The 17,750-nt window shown below is 60.6% G+C and carries 16 protein-coding genes; 3 read left to right on the plus strand and 13 right to left on the minus strand.

All coding sequences use genetic code 11. From position 1 onward, the window contains the following. The first annotated feature begins 37 nt into the window (after positions 1 to 37). A complete protein-coding gene (locus ACDO57_RS06560; protein ID WP_370883718.1) occupies positions 38 to 1,309 on the plus strand; it encodes a serine hydrolase domain-containing protein in 1,272 nt (423 codons plus the stop codon). On the opposite strand, the gene paaY is transcribed toward ACDO57_RS06560, so the two are convergent. The 13 genes from paaY to paaA all read right to left on the minus strand — a co-directional run bounded on the left by paaY (position 1,218) and on the right by paaA (position 12,408). Further along, positions 1,218 to 1,814, minus strand: coding sequence for a phenylacetic acid degradation protein PaaY (gene paaY / locus ACDO57_RS06565; RefSeq protein WP_370883719.1), 597 nt, complete (start codon positions 1,812 to 1,814; stop codon positions 1,218 to 1,220). The genes ACDO57_RS06560 and paaY overlap by 92 nt on opposite strands. A gap of 9 nt (positions 1,815 to 1,823) precedes the next feature. Beyond that, positions 1,824 to 2,759: a phenylacetic acid degradation operon negative regulatory protein PaaX gene (paaX, locus tag ACDO57_RS06570; protein ID WP_028016008.1), complete on the minus strand. Its 936-nt coding sequence runs from the start codon at positions 2,757 to 2,759 to the stop codon at positions 1,824 to 1,826. A 140-nt stretch (positions 2,760 to 2,899) separates the two neighbouring features. Then, positions 2,900 to 4,216, minus strand: a complete 1,317-nt coding sequence (paaK, locus tag ACDO57_RS06575) for a phenylacetate--CoA ligase PaaK (RefSeq protein ID WP_024908034.1) — start codon at positions 4,214 to 4,216, stop codon at positions 2,900 to 2,902. A gap of 27 nt (positions 4,217 to 4,243) precedes the next feature. Next, on the minus strand, positions 4,244 to 5,449 hold the full coding sequence (gene pcaF, locus ACDO57_RS06580) for a 3-oxoadipyl-CoA thiolase (RefSeq protein WP_024908035.1): 1,206 nt from the start codon (positions 5,447 to 5,449) through the stop codon (positions 4,244 to 4,246). Continuing rightward, on the minus strand, positions 5,442 to 5,870 hold the full coding sequence (gene paaI, locus ACDO57_RS06585) for a hydroxyphenylacetyl-CoA thioesterase PaaI (protein WP_032651181.1): 429 nt from the start codon (positions 5,868 to 5,870) through the stop codon (positions 5,442 to 5,444). The genes pcaF and paaI overlap by 8 nt, the downstream gene beginning before the upstream one ends. After that, positions 5,860 to 7,284 (minus strand): 3-hydroxyacyl-CoA dehydrogenase PaaH, encoded by a 1,425-nt coding sequence (paaH, locus tag ACDO57_RS06590; RefSeq protein WP_370883720.1) that lies wholly within the window; start codon positions 7,282 to 7,284, stop codon positions 5,860 to 5,862. Before paaH ends, paaI begins: the two co-directional genes overlap by 11 nt. Position 7,285: 1 nt before the next feature. Beyond that, a complete protein-coding gene (gene paaG, locus ACDO57_RS06595) occupies positions 7,286 to 8,074 on the minus strand; it encodes a 2-(1,2-epoxy-1,2-dihydrophenyl)acetyl-CoA isomerase PaaG (RefSeq protein WP_029741870.1) in 789 nt (262 codons plus the stop codon). After that, positions 8,074 to 8,841 (minus strand): 2,3-dehydroadipyl-CoA hydratase PaaF, encoded by a 768-nt coding sequence (paaF, locus tag ACDO57_RS06600; RefSeq protein ID WP_370883721.1) that lies wholly within the window; start codon positions 8,839 to 8,841, stop codon positions 8,074 to 8,076. The genes paaG and paaF overlap by 1 nt, the downstream gene beginning before the upstream one ends. Next, positions 8,838 to 9,908 (minus strand): 1,2-phenylacetyl-CoA epoxidase subunit PaaE, encoded by a 1,071-nt coding sequence (gene paaE / locus ACDO57_RS06605; RefSeq protein WP_370883722.1) that lies wholly within the window; start codon positions 9,906 to 9,908, stop codon positions 8,838 to 8,840. Before paaE ends, paaF begins: the two co-directional genes overlap by 4 nt. Positions 9,909 to 9,915: 7 nt before the next feature. Further along, the gene (paaD, locus tag ACDO57_RS06610) at positions 9,916 to 10,413 is read right to left on the minus strand and encodes a 1,2-phenylacetyl-CoA epoxidase subunit PaaD (protein ID WP_157189095.1); all 498 of its coding nucleotides are present in this window, start codon (positions 10,411 to 10,413) and stop codon (positions 9,916 to 9,918) included. 11 nt (positions 10,414 to 10,424) lie between these two features. Continuing rightward, positions 10,425 to 11,171, minus strand: coding sequence for a 1,2-phenylacetyl-CoA epoxidase subunit PaaC (paaC, locus tag ACDO57_RS06615; protein ID WP_370883723.1), 747 nt, complete (start codon positions 11,169 to 11,171; stop codon positions 10,425 to 10,427). Positions 11,172 to 11,179: 8 nt separating this feature from the next. After that, positions 11,180 to 11,467, minus strand: coding sequence for a 1,2-phenylacetyl-CoA epoxidase subunit PaaB (gene paaB / locus ACDO57_RS06620; protein WP_008502380.1), 288 nt, complete (start codon positions 11,465 to 11,467; stop codon positions 11,180 to 11,182). Between the two features lie 11 nt (positions 11,468 to 11,478). Further along, positions 11,479 to 12,408, minus strand: coding sequence for a 1,2-phenylacetyl-CoA epoxidase subunit PaaA (paaA, locus tag ACDO57_RS06625; RefSeq protein WP_024908043.1), 930 nt, complete (start codon positions 12,406 to 12,408; stop codon positions 11,479 to 11,481). A 285-nt stretch (positions 12,409 to 12,693) separates the two neighbouring features. Here paaA and paaZ point away from each other — a divergent pair, with 285 nt between their 5' ends. Continuing rightward, positions 12,694 to 14,736 carry a phenylacetic acid degradation bifunctional protein PaaZ gene (paaZ, locus tag ACDO57_RS06630; protein ID WP_370883724.1) on the plus strand — a complete coding sequence of 681 codons (2,043 nt, stop codon included), beginning with the start codon at positions 12,694 to 12,696 and terminating at the stop codon, positions 14,734 to 14,736. A gap of 621 nt (positions 14,737 to 15,357) precedes the next feature. After that, complete coding sequence (gene tynA / locus ACDO57_RS06635; RefSeq protein WP_370883725.1) at positions 15,358 to 17,634, plus strand: primary-amine oxidase; 2,277 nt, start codon at positions 15,358 to 15,360, stop codon at positions 17,632 to 17,634. Positions 17,635 to 17,750 lie beyond the last annotated feature (116 nt).

Raw genomic sequence — 17,750 nt, forward strand, 5'->3', positions numbered from 1 at the left:
CCTGGCGCGCCAATGACCACCACACTCGCTACCAGGTATGCAGAACATAACAAAAAATATTATCTGGCTTCTGCTTACTCTCCCACTCCTCAGCGGTTGTGGCACGCTCTCGCAAATGTCCTCCCCGGAAGGTACTCAGGAACTTCTCACCCATGATTCACTGGATGGCGACGTTGACAGCGTGGTGCGTCACTACATGGCGCAAAAATCCGTTCCCGGGATGACGGTCGCGGTGATCCATAATCACGGCTCACCGCAGTTTTACACCTGGGGCGTAACCGATGCGGTCAATCGCTATCCGGTCAGGCCCGATACCCTGTTTGCGCTTGGCTCGCTCAGCAAAGGGATCACGGCGGAAGTGGTGGCTTGTCTGGTGAATGAAGGGCAACTGAACTGGAACGATAACCTGGCGACATTGCTTCCGCCGGGGACGCCGCTTAGCTCGGATGCACAAAAAATCACCCTGCTTGAACTGGTAACCCACACCTCCGGCCTGCCGCGTCAGAATATGGATGTTCCGATGCTTGGTAAATTCATCAGCTACTTAAGCACGGGCGATAATTTCTACGGTGAGCTGGATAGCGATAACGTGCTGCGCTACCTCGCCGACTGGCGAGCGCCAAAGAATAAAGTGCCGCAATACTCCAATACCGGCTACGCCCTGATCGGCTATATCCTGAAACACAAAACCGGCGAAGATATCCAGAGTTTAGCCTCGCGCTATATTTTCCATCCGCTGCAAATGGCTAACAGCAGCTTTACGCCCCGGCAGCTAAAAGGGTATCCACAGCGGGCGCTTGGCCACGCGGGCGATCAGCCGAAGTTTATCCCGCGCGGGCAGCTCACCCCGGACTGGCATTTTTCCAACAACATGGTGGCGGCAGCGAGCTTATACAGTAACGCCGAAGATCTGGCGACCTATGCCCGCTATCACGTCTCAACGACCCACAATCCCCTGCTGGACAGCGTCTTTGCCGAAGTGAGAAATACCGATATTCAACGTCCCGACGGGGTACAGGGTATTGCCTGGACCACCGACTTTATCGGTCTGGAAAAAATCACCTATCAGGTCGGTTATATCGGCGGCTACTCCAGCTTTATCGGCTATGACAAAGAAAAAGGCAATGCGGTGGTGGTGCTGCAAAATACCTTTAACTGGAGTAATTACATTGGCATCGCGCTATTGATGGATATGGCGAAAAAAGACGGTCTTACCCCTACACCGTCGACTTCGGCCTTAAATTCTCATCAAACGTCAGCCGTTTCCGTTCAGGCTCAACCTCGCGCAGCGGCTCCACCTGGTGCATAGTGAGCTTGCAGCGTTCCACCAAAACCTGATACTCCCGCGTCCCCTGCTGCTTCCATGCCAGCTCCTGCTCGCTCAGCGCGCGAATCGCTTTGGCCGGGCTGCCGATAATCAAATGGTTGGCGGGCATCTCCGCTTTCGCCTTCACGAACGCCGCCGCGCCGACGATGCTGTTTTCGCCGATGACCGCCCCGTCCATCACCACCGCGTTCATGCCCACCAGCGCATTGCGGCGGATCACACAGCCGTGAAGAATAGCGCTGTGGCCGATATGCCCATCCTCTTCCACCACCGTGTCCTGCCCCGGGAAGCCGTGCATCACGCAGTTATCCTGAATGTTTGCACCGTCTTTCACCACGATACGGCCAAAATCACCGCGCAGGCTGGCGTTAGGACCAACATAGACGCCTTTGCCCAGAATCACGTCGCCAATCAGCACTGCCGTTGGGTGAACGTAGCTCTCGTCAGGTACCACCGGCGTCAGACCATCAATTTGATAAACAGGCATCTTCACTCCTTATGCGCTTGTAAGACCACCAAAGCGTTGATAGTAGAGCGTGCCGGGCACGGGCAGTTCGCCCACGGAGGTTTCGCCCTTCTCGCTGACAAACGCCAGCGCCCCCGGCGCGACACGCTGATAGATATTAATGCAGAGCTGTCGGGCGCTTTGTCCCGCCCAGTGCGCGGGCAGCAACTCTTCCGGCAGCAGCGGGTCTTTCAGCACCACGCGACGATAAAAATGAATCAGCAGCAGCTGGATCTGGAAGCAGCGCTCCGGCGTCAGCTCCTCCGGCGCGGCCTCTTTCAGCAGCGGCAGCAGCGGCCGGAACGAGCTGATAAACGACTCGTACATCGCGTTTTGCTCGGTTAACTGCCAGCACTCTTCTACGCGTGAACGCAGCGCGGCGCGGGAGAGCGCCAGCGGCGAGTGGGCTTCAAAGAAAATCACGTTTTCCGCCACCCCGGCATCGTGAAGCAGAGACTGCACGTCCGCCAGATGCTGCGACGGCGAGGCCATCAGGCTCGGTGCCAGCGTGCCAAACCCCTGCCAGATTAGCTGTTTTTTGACGTCGGCGAGGGTGGTTTTGTCCAGCCCCTCTGAGAGCAGCAATAGCCATTTTCCGTCCCAGGCGGGCAGTTCCGCACGGTAGATCTTATTCTCCGCACGGCGCGTCAGGCGCAGCCCCTTATCGCTCAGGCGGTAAAAACTGCGACGCCCGATGCGGGAAACATCCAGCCAGCCCTCTTTGTTAAGGCGAAACAGCGCGGTGCGTACAAAGCGCTCTCCAAATCCCATCCCTTCCAGTAACGCGGCCAGGCTGCCGAGCCAAATCTCTCCGCCGCGATGGGAAAGCGCGTCACCGTATAACGAGGAGATAAGCGAGGTCCCGCTGACGGGAACGGAACTGACCGCGTGCTGGATAAAGGCGTCGAGTTTATTCATGTGATTCATTCTGTTGTTATTTTTGTCCTGGATGAATCATAGCACAGGACCCTCACCCTAACCCTCTCCCAAAGGGAGAGGGGAAAAGACCGCACCGTACAGTCCCTTCTCCCCTCTGGGGAGAAGGCCAGGATGAGGGGTAAGGTGTTTTAACCGTTGGCCGCCGCTTTACGCAGGTCAAACACCCGGCAGGCTTTCCCCTCTGAGCGCGGGATGCTGCCGCAGTTCACGATCGTCACGTCGGTGGAAATCCCCACCATCGACTTAATGCGGTGGCGCAGCTGGTGACACACCTGGCAACGCTGCTCGTGCGTCAGCGTGAGGCTGCTCTCTTTCAGCTCCACCTTCACGGAAAGTGAATCAAGATGCCCGCGACGGTTCACCTCCAGCTGGTAGTGCGGCGAAAGATGTTCGAACTTCACAATCTCCTCTTCCAGCTGCGACGGGAAGACGTTGACGCCGCGAATGATCAGCATATCGTCGCTGCGGCCGCTGATGCGGTCCATACGGCGCATGCTGCGCGCGGTTGCCGGGAGCAGACGCGTCAGGTCGCGGGTGCGGTAGCGGATCACCGGCAGCGCCTCTTTGGTCAGCGTGGTGAACAGCAGTTCGCCCTGCTGGCCGTCATCCAGCGGCGTGCCGTCGTTCGGGTTGACGATCTCCGGGTAAAAGTGGTCTTCCCAGATGGTCGGGCCGTCGACGGTTTCGATACATTCCATCGCCACGCCCGGCCCCATCACTTCGGAGAGGCCATAGATGTCCAGGGCGGTAATACCTAAGCGTTTTTCAATTTCACGGCGCATGGCCTGCGTCCACGGCTCGGCACCGAAGACGCCCACGCGCAGGGAACAGGTGCTGGCATCGCCGCCCATCTGACGCTCCAGCTCTTCAATCAGGTTGAGGCAGTAGGATGGCGTCACCATGATCATGTCCGGCTGGAAATCGCGGATCAGCTGCGCCTGCTTCTCCGTCTGGCCGCCGGACATCGGGATCACCGTCGCGCCTAAACGCTCGGCGCCGTAGTGTGCCCCCAGCCCGCCGGTAAACAGGCCATAGCCATACGCCACGTGAATTTTGTCCTTCGCGCTGCCGCCCGCGGCGCGCAGGGAGCGCGCCACCAGGTTGGCCCAGTTGTCGATGTCACCCTGGGTGTAGCCGACAACCGTCGGTTTGCCGGTGGTGCCGGATGAGGCGTGAATGCGCACCACCTGCTCCATCGGCACGGCGAAGGTATCGAACGGATAATTATCCCGCAGGTCCTGCTTGGTGGTGCACGGGAACTTACGGATATCCGCCAGCTCTTTGAAATCGTCAGGATGAACGCCCGCGGCGTCAAACTTGCGTTTGTACATCGGCACGTTGCTGTAGGCGTGATGCAGCGTCCACTTCAGACGTTCGGTCTGCAGCGCCTGTAACTCGTCAAGGGAGGCCGTTTCAATCGGATCAAGCTTTGTTGTATTTGTCATTGTAGGGTACTCACATTGTTTTTATGCTCAAACACGCTCAAGGATCATGGCAATGCCCTGACCCACACCGATGCACATCGTACACAGCGCGTAGCGCCCGCCGCGTCGGTGCAGTTCGTTACTCGCGGCCAGCGCCAGCCTGGCGCCGCTCATGCCCAGCGGGTGGCCCAGCGCAATCGCGCCACCGTTCGGGTTGACGTGCGCGGCATCATCCGGCAGGCCCAGCTGACGCAGCACGCCCAGCGCCTGCGCGGCGAAAGCTTCGTTAAGCTCGATCACGTCCATATCGTTAATACTGAGTCCGGCGCGCTCCAGCACCCTGCGAGTGGCCGGTACCGGGCCGAGCCCCATCAGACGTGGCTCCACGCCCGCCGTCGCCATCGCCACGATCCGCGTGCGCGGGATTAACCCCTGAGCCAGCGCCATCTTCTCGCTGGCGACGATCAGCGCCGCAGCGCCGTCGTTGACGCCGGAGGCATTTCCCGCCGTAACCACTCCGTTCTTACGGAACGGCGTTTTCAGACCGGCAAGCTGCTCGAGCGTGGTGTCCGCGCGCGGATGTTCATCCACGCTGAACGCTGTGACTGCCCCTTTTTTACCCGGCACCAGCACCGGCACAATCTCCTGCGCCAGAATGCCGTTCTGCTGCGCCTGCGCGGTACGCTGCTGGCTGCGCAGCGCGAACGCGTCCTGATCGGCACGGCTGATATTTAACAATTCAGCTACATTCTCTGCCGTTTCCGGCATACTGTCAGTTCCGAATTGCTGATGCATGAGCGGATTCACAAATCGCCAGCCGATGGTGGTATCGAAGATCTCCGCCTGACGCTGAAACGCGGCGGTGGCTTTGCCCATCACAAACGGCGCGCGGGACATCGACTCCACGCCGCCCGCGATCAGCAGGTCGCCGTCGCCCGCCTTAATGGTGCGCGCGGCAAAACCAATCGCGTCCAGCCCGGACCCGCACAGGCGGTTAAGGGTGGTCCCGGACACCGTCTGCGGCAGCCCGGCCAGCAGGGACGACATGCGCGCCACGTTGCGGTTATCTTCCCCCGCCTGGTTGGCGCAGCCGAAAATCACGTCGTCAATCCGCTCGAGGTCGAGCTGGGGATAGCGGGCCAGCAGCGCGCGCAGCGGCACGGCGCCGAGATCGTCGGTTCGGACTGCGGCAAGCGCGCCACCGTAGCGCCCCACCGGGGTTCGAACGCCATCACAAATAAATGCGTCACGCATCTGCCTCTCCTGTCACGCTGCCGCCGATGCGGTGAGATTTTCCGCGAAAAAGGGCGACGGTTTTCTGTTGTTGGTTCTGGATTTCAATGTCGTACACGCCGGTCAGCTTGCCCTGGTGCTTCACCCGCGCGGTGGCGGTGAGCGTGTCCCCGGCAAAGCCCGGACGCAGAAAATCAATCGAGCAGCCGGAGGCTACCGCCGCCAGCCCCTGGCTGTTGCAGGCGTAGGCAAAGGCGGTGTCCGCCAGCGAAAAAAGCTGGCCGCCGTGGCAGGTTTTATGGCCATTCAGCATCTGCGGGGTGATGGTCATGGTCACCACCGCGTAGCCCTCGTCCATCTCGACAATGTCCATCCCCATCGCCTGCGCGCAGGCGTCCCGTTCGTACATCGCGCGGGCGTTATGCCAGGCGTTATGACTCATAGCTACTCTCCAGAAGCGCGCGCTGGCGCAGCAGTGAACAGGGGCGATAGCGCTCTTCGCCGTAATGACGCTGCAGGTTCTCGAGCAGCGTCAGCAGGCGCTGCCAGCCCAGGCGCTCGCCCCAGGCGATCGGCCCGCTCGGGTAGTTCACGCCGAGGCGCATAGCGGTATCGATGTCCTTCTCGCTGGCGACCCCTTTTTGCAGGGCATCCAGCGCCTCGTTGGCAATCATCGCCAGCGTCCGCCAGATCAGCAGGCCGGGATAATCGGCAATTTGCACCACCCGATGCCCCTGCTGTTGCAGGTAGCGGATGGCTTTTTGCGTCGCGGTGTGCGGGTTGCTGGCCGCGGCGGCAATGACCGCCACGTCACGCTCAATGCGGTCCACCACCACCACCGGGCCGTTGAGCCGCAGCGCCAGCGCCTGCGCGGTCTCTCCCTGCGTTTCAACCAGATACACGTCATCAATTTCGGTGACACCGTCACGTCTTTTTTCCACGCGCATCGGGCTATAGCTGTCGTTCACCGACTCAACCCACTGCACGTCAGGTTTGTCACCCTGCCAGTCGTAAACGCCTTTCCCGCTCTTTTTGCCCAGCCTTCCTGCCAGCACCAGCTCCTGCTGCACCAGCGAAGGCAGAAAACGACGCTCCTGCCAGAAGGCGTTAAATACCGAGCAGGTCACCGCAAAGTTCACGTCCTGACCAATCATGTCGGTCAACTCCAGCGGCCCCATCGGGAAGCCGCCGCCTTCCCGCAGGGCGGCGTCAATCACCTCCGGCGGGGCAACCTGCTCTTCCAGCGCGCGCCAGGCTTCGGAATAGAACGGACGGGCGACGCGGTTGACGATGAACCCCGGCGTTGACTGGCAGCGAACGGGCTGTTTGCCCCAGTTCAGCGCCAGCTCGCACAGCGCGTCGGCCACTTCCGGAGAGGTCGCCAGCCCGCTGACCACCTCCACCAGCTTCATCACCGGCGCCGGGTTAAAGAAGTGCAGCCCTGCGACCCGCTCCGGGTGGTGGACGTCCGCCGCAATCGCCGTGACGGAGATGGAAGAGGTATTGCTGGTTAGCACCGTCTGCGGCGGGCAGATCTCAGCCAGTTGAGCAAACAGCGCCTTTTTCACCTCCAGACGCTCTGAGGCCGCTTCTATGACCAGATCGGCCGCACAAAGCGCGTCGATATCCGTGACGGGAACCAGCCGGGCCAGGATCTGGCTCCCGGCATCGGCGGAGAGCTTTCCGCGCGTCACCCGGGAGGCCAGACGCTGGCGGATCCCGTCGATGGCGCGCGATATCGCATCGCTGGAAATGTCGTAGATCAGCACCTGATGACCGTGGCTGGCGGCGACTTCGGCAATCCCTGCGCCCATCGTGCCGCTGCCGATCACGGCGACAGTCCGTATATTCAGCATCTTATTTCCCCGTAAAGTTCGGCGCGCGCTTCGCCAGGAAGGCGCTGACGCCCTCGCGGTAATCGTCGCTGCGTCCGGCCAGACGCTGATAGTCGCGCTCCAGATCGAGCTGGGCGTCCAGGGTGTTGGTTTCTGCAGCGTTGATGGCCTGCTTGATCAGCCCCAGGCCGAAGGTCGGCTGCGACGCAAAATGCAGCGCCATCTGCTGCGCCGTGGTGGAGAGCTGCTCGTCATCCACTACCTGCCAGATCATCCCCCACGCCTGCGCCTGTTCGGCGCTGAGTTTGTCCCCGAGCAGCGCTAGCCCCATGGCGCGGGCGCGTCCCGCCACGCGCGGCAGCAGCCAGGTACCGCCGCAGTCCGGCACCAGGCCGAGCTTGCTGAAAGCCATCACGAAGTTGGCGGAACGGGCCGCAATCACCATGTCGCACCCGAGCGCCAGCGTGGCCCCCGCACCTGCCGCCACGCCGTTAACGGCACAGATGACCGGCTTCGGCAGCTTTGCCAGGCGGCGCACCAGCGGGTTGTAGAAGGTTTCAACGGACATCCCCAGATCCGGCGCCGGGCCGTTGGGGTCGACGTTGCGGTCGTTCAGATCCTGACCGGCACAGAAGCCCCGTCCTGCCCCGGTGATCAGCAGACAGCGCACGGTGTCATCACGCTCGGCCTGTTTCAGGCACTCGGCCAGCTGCTGGTGCATCACGTCGTTAAAGCTGTTCAGACGCTCCGGACGGTTCAGCGTAATGGTCATCACGCCCTGTTCTACATGACTGAGAATAAATTCCACAATTAGCGTCCTTTAAAGTCGGGGGTGCGTTTTTGTAAGAAGGCGTCGATGCCCTCCCGGCGGTCTTCGGTGGCGGAAAGCAGCGTAAACAGCTGGCGCTCCTGCGCGAGCCCGGCCTGGAGCGGTACCTCCTGAGACTGGCGCAGCGCCTGTTTCGCCGCCTGCAGCGCCAGCGGCGAGTGGCGCGCCATCAGGGCCGCCTGCTTCAGGGCATACTCCAGCGTCAGCGCTGCCGGGAAAACATCGCTCACCAGCCCGGCGCTCAGCGCCTGCTGTGCAGTTATGCTCTCGCCCGTCAGCACCATTTTGCTGGCCAGGGATTTCCCGACGCTGCGAATCAGACGCTGGGTGCCGCCCGCGCCGGGCATAATGCCGAGCGTGATTTCCGGCAGGCCGAAACGGGCGTTGTCACCGGCAATCACCATGTCGCACAGCAGCGCCAGCTCGCAGCCCGCGCCCAGCGCGAAGCCGTTCACGGCGGCGATCAGCGGTTTGCTGAACGCGTTAATGCGTGCCCACAGCTGTGGGCGAATATCATTCAGGGTGGCAGGCAGGTCTTTTTCCGCCATTTCGTTGAGATCGGCCCCGGCGGCAAAGCAGCGCTCGCTGCCGTAAATCACGCAGACGGCAATGTCGGCATCCACGGCGGCGGCCTCAAGCTGTACCGCAAGCTGGGTTAACAGCGCGTTGTTGAGGGCGTTGCGCGCCGCCGGACGGTTGAGCGTCAGCTGCAGCACGCGGCCATGACGGGTAGCAATCAGTTCGCTCATGCCATCCCCTTCGCATCGAAGTCGACAATCACGTCGGCGGTTAACGGCAGCGACTGGCAGCTCAGCACATACCCGGCGGCCAGCTCGTCCGGCTCCAGGCTGTAGTTGGTCGCCATGTCCACCTTCCCGCGCAGCACTTTGCATTTGCAGGTGGCGCAGACGCCGCCCTTGCAGGCATACGGCAGATCCGCCCCCTGACGCAGGGCGGCATCCAGGATGCTTTCATCGTCCGCCGTCAGGGTGATTTCACGGTCGCGCCCGTCCTGGCGAACGGTCACTTTCTGGCCTTCCGCCTGCACGTGCACCGCGCGTTTAACGGAGATCCCCGGGGTGTTAAAGCGCTCAAGGTGAATGGATTTGTCCGGCATCCCCAGCGCCTTCAGCGTGGCTTCGGCGTCGTCCATCATCGCCGACGGGCCGCAGATAAAGGCCTCGTCGTACTGGCGGAAGTTGATCAGGGTTTTCGCCAGCGCCTGCAGTTTTTCCCCGTCGATGCGGCCATAGAGCAAATCGCTGTCCAGCCGCTCCTGGCTGAAGATGGAGACCAGCTGCAGCCGCTGCGGGTATTTGTCCTTCAGGTCCGCCAGCGCCTGGCGGAACATCATGCTCTGGCTGCTGCGGTTGCCGTAGATCAGGGTGAAATGGCTGTTGGGCTCGGTCGTTAGCGTAGCGGAGATAATCGCCAGCATCGGGGTGATCCCGGAGCCTGCCGCAATCGCCAGGTAGTGGCCTTCGCGTTCGGCCTGCGGCTGGTAGCCAAACTGCCCCTGAGGAACCATCACCTCCAGGGCCATACCCGCTTTGATCTCATCCCGGGCATAGCGGGAAAAGCGCCCGCCGTCGATGGCTTTGACCGCCACGCTGATCTCGCCCGGGGCGGTACTCCGGCAGATGGAGTAGCAGCGGCGCAGCTCGTCCCCGCCAAGGGTCGTTTTTAACGTCAGGTGCTGGCCGGGACGGAATCGGTAGGCCTCCTGCAGCGCCTGCGGCACCGCGAAAGTGATGGTCACCGCGTCGCGGGTTTCGGGTTCCACTTTTGCCACTGTTAATGAATGAAACGTTGTCATGGCAGCCTCAAATACATTTGAAATAGTCGAAGGGCTCACGGCAGGTATTGCAGCGGTAGAGCGCTTTGCAGGCCGTTGAGCCAAATTCACTGATAAGCGAGGTGTCGGTGCTGGCGCAGCGCGGGCAGCTCACCTCCACCGGCGCGTGCGCGTGACAGCTATGCCCCACCGGCGGACTGATACCGTACGCCCGCAGGCGCTCGCGCGCGTCGGCGGTCATCCAGTCGGTGGTCCAGGCGGGTTCAAGCTGAAGTACAATGTGCACCGGGGTAAAGCCGTGCGCGGTCATCGCCTCGCGGATCGCCCCCAGCAGATGTTCCGTTGCAGGACAGCCCGAGTAGGTTGGCGTGAAGCCGATAACCCAGCCTTCCCCCTGCGCCTTCACGCTGCGCACCATGCCTAAATCGGTGATGGTTAACACCGGCACTTCCGGGTCCGGGATCTGGCTTAGCAGCGCCCAGATCTGCGGGATTTGCGCGGGCGCGATGTCGACGAGGCGTTGCATAGCGTTCTCCTTTACCACTGCTGACCGGGATACGCGCGCTGGAGATACTGCATCTCCGCCAGCATCGGGCCCAGATGTTCGGTATGCAGCCCCTGCTTGCCCCCGGTGCGGTACGCTACCTCTGCGGGCACCTGCAGGCAGGCTTCATTCAGACCGGCATACACTTCGCTTTCCCACGACTGGCGCAGCGTGCGCGGGTCAACCGCCACGCCGGACTGAATCAATTCCAGCTCAACGTCATCGGCCTCAAACAGCTCGGCCGTAAAACGCCACAGGCTTTCGATGGCCTGCTGCATTTTTTGCGCGGACGTTTCGGTCCCGTCGCCCAGACGCACCAGCCAGCCGCGGCTGAAGCGCAGGTGGTAGCGCGCCTCTTTAATCGCTTTGGCGGCAATCGCGGCAAGCTGGCCGTCGCGGCTTTGGGTCAGGCGTTCGTACAGCGCCACGTTCCAGGCATCCATCAGGTACTGGCGGGCAATCGTGTCGGCGAAGCTGCCGTTCGGCTGCTCCACCAGCAGGAGATTGCGGAACTGGCGCTCGTCGCGGCCAAACGCCAGCGTGTCTTCATCGCCCTGGCCTTCCAGCTCCGCGGCATAGGTCAGGAAATTGCGCGCCTGGCCCAGCAGGTCGAGACCGATATTGGCGAGCGCGAGGTCGATCTCCAGCTCCGGCGCGTGGCCGCACCAGGCGCCGAGACGCTGGGAGAGCACCAGACCGTTGTCGCCCAGACGCAGGGCATAGGCAGTCACTGAATTCATTCTTTGCCTCACATATGCTCGATGCCGTCAGGGATGGTGTAGAACGTCGGATGGCGGTAAACCTTGCTTTCCGCCGGGTCGAAGAACTCGCCGCGCTCTTCCGGCTGGGAGGCGACAATCTCGCTCGCCTTAACCACCCAGATAGAACACCCTTCGCTGCGGCGGGTGTAGGCATCACGCGCATTTTCCAGCGCCATGCGATCGTCGGCGGCATGCAGACTACCCACGTGACGGTGGGATAACCCTTGTTTGCTGCGTACGAACACTTCGTACAGCGGCCAGTAGACATTGCTCATCGTGATTCCTCTTAAGCCACTTTGCGGGCGTGTTGTTTTTCCGCGTGCGCCAGTGCGGCTTCCCGCACCCACGCCCCCTCTTCCCAGGCTTTGCGTTTGGCGGCCAGGCGTTCGTGGTTGCAGATGCCGCGCCCGTTAATGACCTCGTCAAACTCCTGCCAGTCGATCTCGCCGAAGCGATAATGACCGCTCTCTTCATCCAAACGCAGGTCGGGATCGGGCACCGTCATGCCCAGCATCTCCACCTGCGGCACCGTGTTGTCGACAAAGCGCTGGCGCAGCTCGTCGTTGCCGAAGCGTTTGATTTTCCACGCCAGGCTGCGGGCGCTGTTCGGCGAATTGTCGTCGTTTGGTCCGAACATCATCAGCGCCGGCCACCAGAAGCGGTTGATGGCGTCCTGCAGCATCTGGCGCTGGGCCTCGCTCCCCTGCGCCAGCGCCATGCAGGCTTCAAAGCCCTGACGCTGGTGGAAGCTCTCTTCTTTACAAATTTTCACCATCGCCCGGGCATAGGGACCGTAGGAGGTTCGGCACAGCGCCACCTGGTTGACGATGGCCGCGCCGTCCACCAGCCAGCCGATCACGCCGATATCGGCCCAGCTCAGGGTCGGATAGTTGAAGATGGAGGAGTACTTCATTTTGCCGTCGAGCATCTTCTGGTAGATGTCTTCCCGTGCGCAGCCCAGCGTTTCCGCCGCGCTGTAGAGGTAGAGCCCGTGTCCGGCTTCGTCCTGCACCTTCGCCAGCAGGATCGCCTTGCGGCGTAGCGTCGGGGCGCGGGTGATCCAGTTCCCTTCCGGGAGCATGCCGACAATTTCGGAGTGCGCATGCTGACCAATCTGGCGGATCAACGTCTTACGGTAGGCGTCAGGCATCCAGTCCTGAGGCTCAATCGCCGTCTCCTGCGCTATGCGCTGCTCAAACCGTTGTTCTTGCGTCACGTCATCACCTTTATGATTCGTTAGTTTGCAAATTAAAGCGTAATGTTGAATCACTTTGTTTTTTTAAAAGTTACACAAAGGTTAAATATAACCCCAAGAATTGTTTCCTTGTTTTGTGATATCGCTCGCAAGGCTTTTACTGCAGGCGTACTGAAAAGCGTCCTCGCGCGCCGTATTTCATCAGAGCGGATCACAATGTTAACAATTCATTAAAACTCAGCTTGATTTTTATGATTCATGATAAAACTATTAATGGGTAAATTACGTAACATTTGGAGATAAGCGATGCAGCAGTTAGCCAGCTTCTTATCCGGTACCTGGCAGTCTGGCCGGGGCCGCGAACGCACTATTCATCACGCCATCAGTGGCGAAGCGCTGTGGGGCGTGACCAGCGAAGGGCTGGACATGGCGGCCGCCCGTCGCTATGCGATTGAGCGCGGCGGCGAAGCGCTTCACGCGATGACCTTTATCGAACGCGCGGCCATGCTGAAGGCGGTGGCAAAGCACCTGCTTAGCGAGAAAGAGACTTTTTATGCCCTGTCCGCCCAGACCGGAGCGACGAAGGCGGACAGCTGGGTCGATATTGAAGGCGGGATCGGCACCCTCTTCACTTACGCCAGCCTGGGCAGCCGCGAGCTGCCGGATGACACCGTGTGGCCGGAAGACGAGCTGATCCCGCTGTCAAAAGAAGGCGGCTTTGCGGCGCGCCACGTCCTGACCTCCAAATCCGGCGTGGCGGTGCATATCAATGCCTTTAACTTCCCCTGCTGGGGGATGCTGGAAAAGCTGGCCCCGACCTGGCTTGCCGGCATGCCTGCCATCATCAAACCCGCCACCGCCACCGCGCAGGTGACGCAGGCGATGGTGAAATCCATCGTCGACAGCGGGCTGGTGCCGGACGGCGCCATCAGCCTGATCTGCGGCGGCGCCGGGGATCTGCTCGACCAGCTCGACAGCCAGGACGTGGTGACCTTTACCGGCTCCGCCAGCACCGGGCAAAGTCTGCGCGTGCACCCAAATATTGTGGCGAATTCCATTCCGTTCACCATGGAAGCCGACTCCCTGAACTGCTGCGTGCTGGGGGAAGACGTCACGCCGGAGCAGCCGGAGTTTGCCCTGTTCATTCGGGAAGTGGTGCGCGAGATGACCGCCAAAGCAGGGCAAAAATGTACGGCCATTCGCCGCATTATCGTCCCGCAAAACCAGATTGACGCCGTGAGCCAGGCGCTGGTTGCCCGGCTGGAAAAGGTGGTTGTGGGCGATCCGGCGCAGGAAGGGGTAAAGATGGGCGCGCTGGTCAACGCCGAACAGCGTGCGGACGTGCAGGAGAAAGTGGAGCAACTGATCGCCGCAGGCTGCCAGATCCGTCTGGGCGGCAAAGCGGATCTGCAGGCCGCGGGCGCGTTCTTCCCACCGACCCTGCTGTTCTGCCCGCAGCCGGATGAAACCCCGGCCGTCCACGCGACGGAGGCTTTCGGCCCCGTTGCGACGCTGATGCCGTATCGCAACGCGCGCCACGCAATGCAGCTGGCCCGCGCGGGCGGCGGCAGCCTGGCGGGTACGCTGGTCACCGCAGACCTGGACACTGCCCGCCAGTTTATTCTCGGCGCGGCGCGCGCCCACGGGCGTATTCAGATCCTCAACGAGGAAGCCTCGAAAGAGTCCACCGGCCACGGTTCCCCGCTTCCGCAGCTGGTGCACGGCGGCCCGGGCCGCGCGGGCGGCGGCGAAGAGCTGGGCGGTCTGCGCGCGGTGAAGCACTACCTGCAGCGCACCGCGATTCAGGGCAGTCCGACCATGCTGGCCGCCATCGGCAAACAGTGGGTGCGTGGCGCAGCGGTGCAGGAAGATCGCGTGCATCCGTTCCGCAAATACTTTGAGGAGCTGCAGCCGGGCGACAGCCTGCTGACGCCGCGCCGCACCCTCACGGAAGCGGACATCGTGAACTTTGCCTGCCTGAGCGGCGACCACTTCTACGCCCATATGGACAAGATCGGCGCGGCCGAGTCGATCTTTGGCGAGCGCGTGGTGCACGGCTACTTCCTGATTTCCGCCGCCGCGGGGCTGTTTGTTGATGCGGGCGTCGGGCCGGTCATTGCTAACTACGGCATGGAGAACCTGCGCTTTATCGAGCCGGTTAAACCGGGCGATACCATTCAGGTGCGTCTGACCTGCAAACGTAAAACGCTGAAGAAACAGCGTACCGCGGAGGAAAAACCGACGGGCGTGGTGGAGTGGGCGGTTGAGATCTTCAACCAGCACCAGCAGGCCGTGGCGCTCTACTCCATCCTGACGCTGGTGGCGCGCCAGCAGGGGGATTTCAGCTAAGTTCCCTGCTCCTCATCCTCTCCACAATGGCTGAGCGCTCTCAAGTAATGTGCAAGCAGAAGCAATAACGCTGCTTTTAGAATGGCTGAGGGCCTTCAGCGATGCCCTGGTCCGGCTGTAAATCGCTGAGGCGTTTGCCTTCCGGCCGGGGCGAGGCGCCGGGATGCGCCGAGAGGGCGGGCTTTACAGGGATGTTACCTCCGCCCGTACCCGATAAGCCGGAAGGAATAAGCCGAAGGTACCGCGCAGCGGCGATTTACCGCCGGGAGCCCGGGTCGCCAGGGTGGTGGCGACTGAGCCACCCTGGCACGTTCACAGGCCATGTCGTTACAGAGTAGCTAGGAACATAAAGTGAACGGAATGACCACCAGTGCCGTATGTTCCCCCTCACCCCAGCCCTCTCCCTCAAGGGAGAGGGGGCCGTCTGTGCTGACATCATTTGTGGGGTTCCCTCAGCCTCAATGGGGAGGGGAAATGGCCCGGCATGTGATTTACCCCCGCTCTTTTTTTAACCTGGCAAGGCTGACAAATAATCTGGCAGATGCAGGCAAACGCTTTTCTCAGGCGCCTGTCAGGATAAGGCTGTCACAACACAATAAACACAACAAGATGAGGTCTACGATGGGAAGCAATTCTTCTTTTTCTGCCCGTAGAACGGCGCTGGCTATGGCCGTTGCGCTGTGTTGCGCCTGGCAATCCCCTGTTTTCGCCCACGGCAGTGAGGCGCATATGGTCCCGATGGACAAAACGCTGCAGGACTTTGGCGCCGACGTTCAGTGGGATGATTACGCACAGATGTTCACCATTGCAAAAGACGGCGCCTTTGTGAAGGTCAAACTGGGCGCTAAAACCGCCATCGTCAACGGTAAAACCCTCAAGCTCGAGGTGCCGGTGGTGATGAAAGGCAAGAAAGCCTTTATTTCCGATACCTTTATCAACGATGTTTTCCAGTCAGGCCTCGATCAGACCTTCCAGGTTGAGAAACGCCCTCACCCGCTAAACGCGCTGACGGCGGACGAAATTAAGCAAGCCGTTGAGATTGTCAAAGCCTCGGCGGATTTTAAACCGAATACCCGCTTTACCCAGATTGCCCTTGCTGAGCCAGAGAAAGCCAAAGTGTGGGACTTTGTGCTTAACGGTACGGCGGTGGATGCCCCGCGTCAGGCGAAGATCGTGATGCTCGACGGAAAGCACGTTATCGAAAGCCTGGTGGATCTGAAGGATAAAAAAATCCTGCGCTGGGAGCCTGTGAAAGACGCGCACGGCATGGTGCTGCTGGATGATTTCACCGCGGTTCAGCAAATCATCAACGACAGCACGGAGTTTGCCGAGGTGCTTAAAAAACACGGCATCACCGACCCGAAAAAAGTGATTACCACGCCGCTGACCGTCGGCTATTTCGACGGTAAAGATGGCCTGAAGCAGGAAGATCGCCTGCTGAAAGTGGTGAGCTATCTGGACGTTGGCGACGGCAACTACTGGGCGCACCCGATTGAAAACCTGGTGGCCGTGGTCGATCTTGAGCAGAAGAAAATCCAGAAGATTGAGGAAGGCGCCGTTGTTCCGGTTCCGATGACGCCGCGCCCCTACGATGGCCGCGACCGTATAGAGATGCCGAAAAAACCGCTCGACATCATTGAGCCGGAAGGCAAGAACTACACCATCACCGGCGATATGGTGCACTGGCAGAACTGGGATTTCCACCTGAGCCTGGACTCCCGCGTCGGCCCGATGATCTCAACCGTCACCTATAACGACAACGGCAAAAAACGCCAGATTATGTATCAGGGGTCGCTCGGCGGCATGATCGTTCCTTACGGCGATCCGGACGTGGGCTGGTACTTTAAAGCCTATCTCGACTCCGGCGACTATGGTATGGGCACCCTGACCTCGCCGCTGGTGCGCGGCAAAGACGTGCCGTCCAACGCGGTGATGCTCAATGAAACCATCCCGGATTACACCGGCGCGCCGATGGAGATCCCGCGCGCGATCGCCATTTTCGAACGCTACGCGGGGCCGGAATACAAGCATCAGGAGATGGGCCAGCCTAACGTCAGCACCGAGCGCCGCGAGCTGGTGGTGCGCTGGGTGAGTACCGTGGGCAATTACGATTACATCTTCGACTGGGTGTTCCATGAAAATGGCACCATCGGCATTGACGCCGGTGCGACAGGTATCGAAGCGGTGAAAGGCGTACAGGCGAAAACCATGCACGACGCCACCGCCAAAGACGATACAAAATACGGCACGCTGATCGACCATAACATCGTGGGCACCACGCACCAGCACATCTACAACTTCCGTCTTGATATGGACGTGGACGGCATCAACAACAAGCTGGTGGCCATGGATCCGGAAGTGAAGCCGAATACCGCCGGTGGCCCGCGCACCAGCACCATGCAGATCAATCAGTACGATATTGATACCGAGCAGCAGGCGGCGCAGAAGTTCGACCCGGGAACCATTCGCCTGCTGAGCAACACCCGTAAAGAGAACCGCATGGGCAACCCGGTCTCGTACCAGATTATCCCTTACGCTGGCGGTACGCACCCGGTGGCGACCGGCGCGAAATTTGCCCCGGACGAGTGGATCTACCATCGCCTGAGCTTTATGGACAAACAGCTGTGGGTGACCCGCTACCACCCGGATGAACTTTACCCGGAAGGAAAATTCCCGAACCGCTCCGTGCACGACACCGGCCTGGGTCAGTACAGCAAAGATAACGAGTCGCTCAACGATCAGGACGATGTCGTCTGGATGACCACCGGCACCACCCACGTGGCACGCGCGGAGGAGTGGCCGATCATGCCGACGGAATGGGTGCATACCCTCCTTAAACCGTGGAACTTCTTCGACGAGACGCCAACGCTCGGGAAAAAGAAAGACGAACAGAAATAAATAACGCACCGGGCGCAATGCCCGGTTTTTCATCTATTTACTTGCTGAATGCCTCTCCCCGATTATAGTTATTTCTACCTCGTTTATTTCCATTGCATTTCTTGAACCACTTTCAG

Origin of the sequence: Enterobacter cloacae complex sp. 2015409, from assembly GCF_041365315.1 — a bacterium.
Classification (GTDB): domain Bacteria; phylum Pseudomonadota; class Gammaproteobacteria; order Enterobacterales; family Enterobacteriaceae; genus Enterobacter; species Enterobacter pseudoroggenkampii.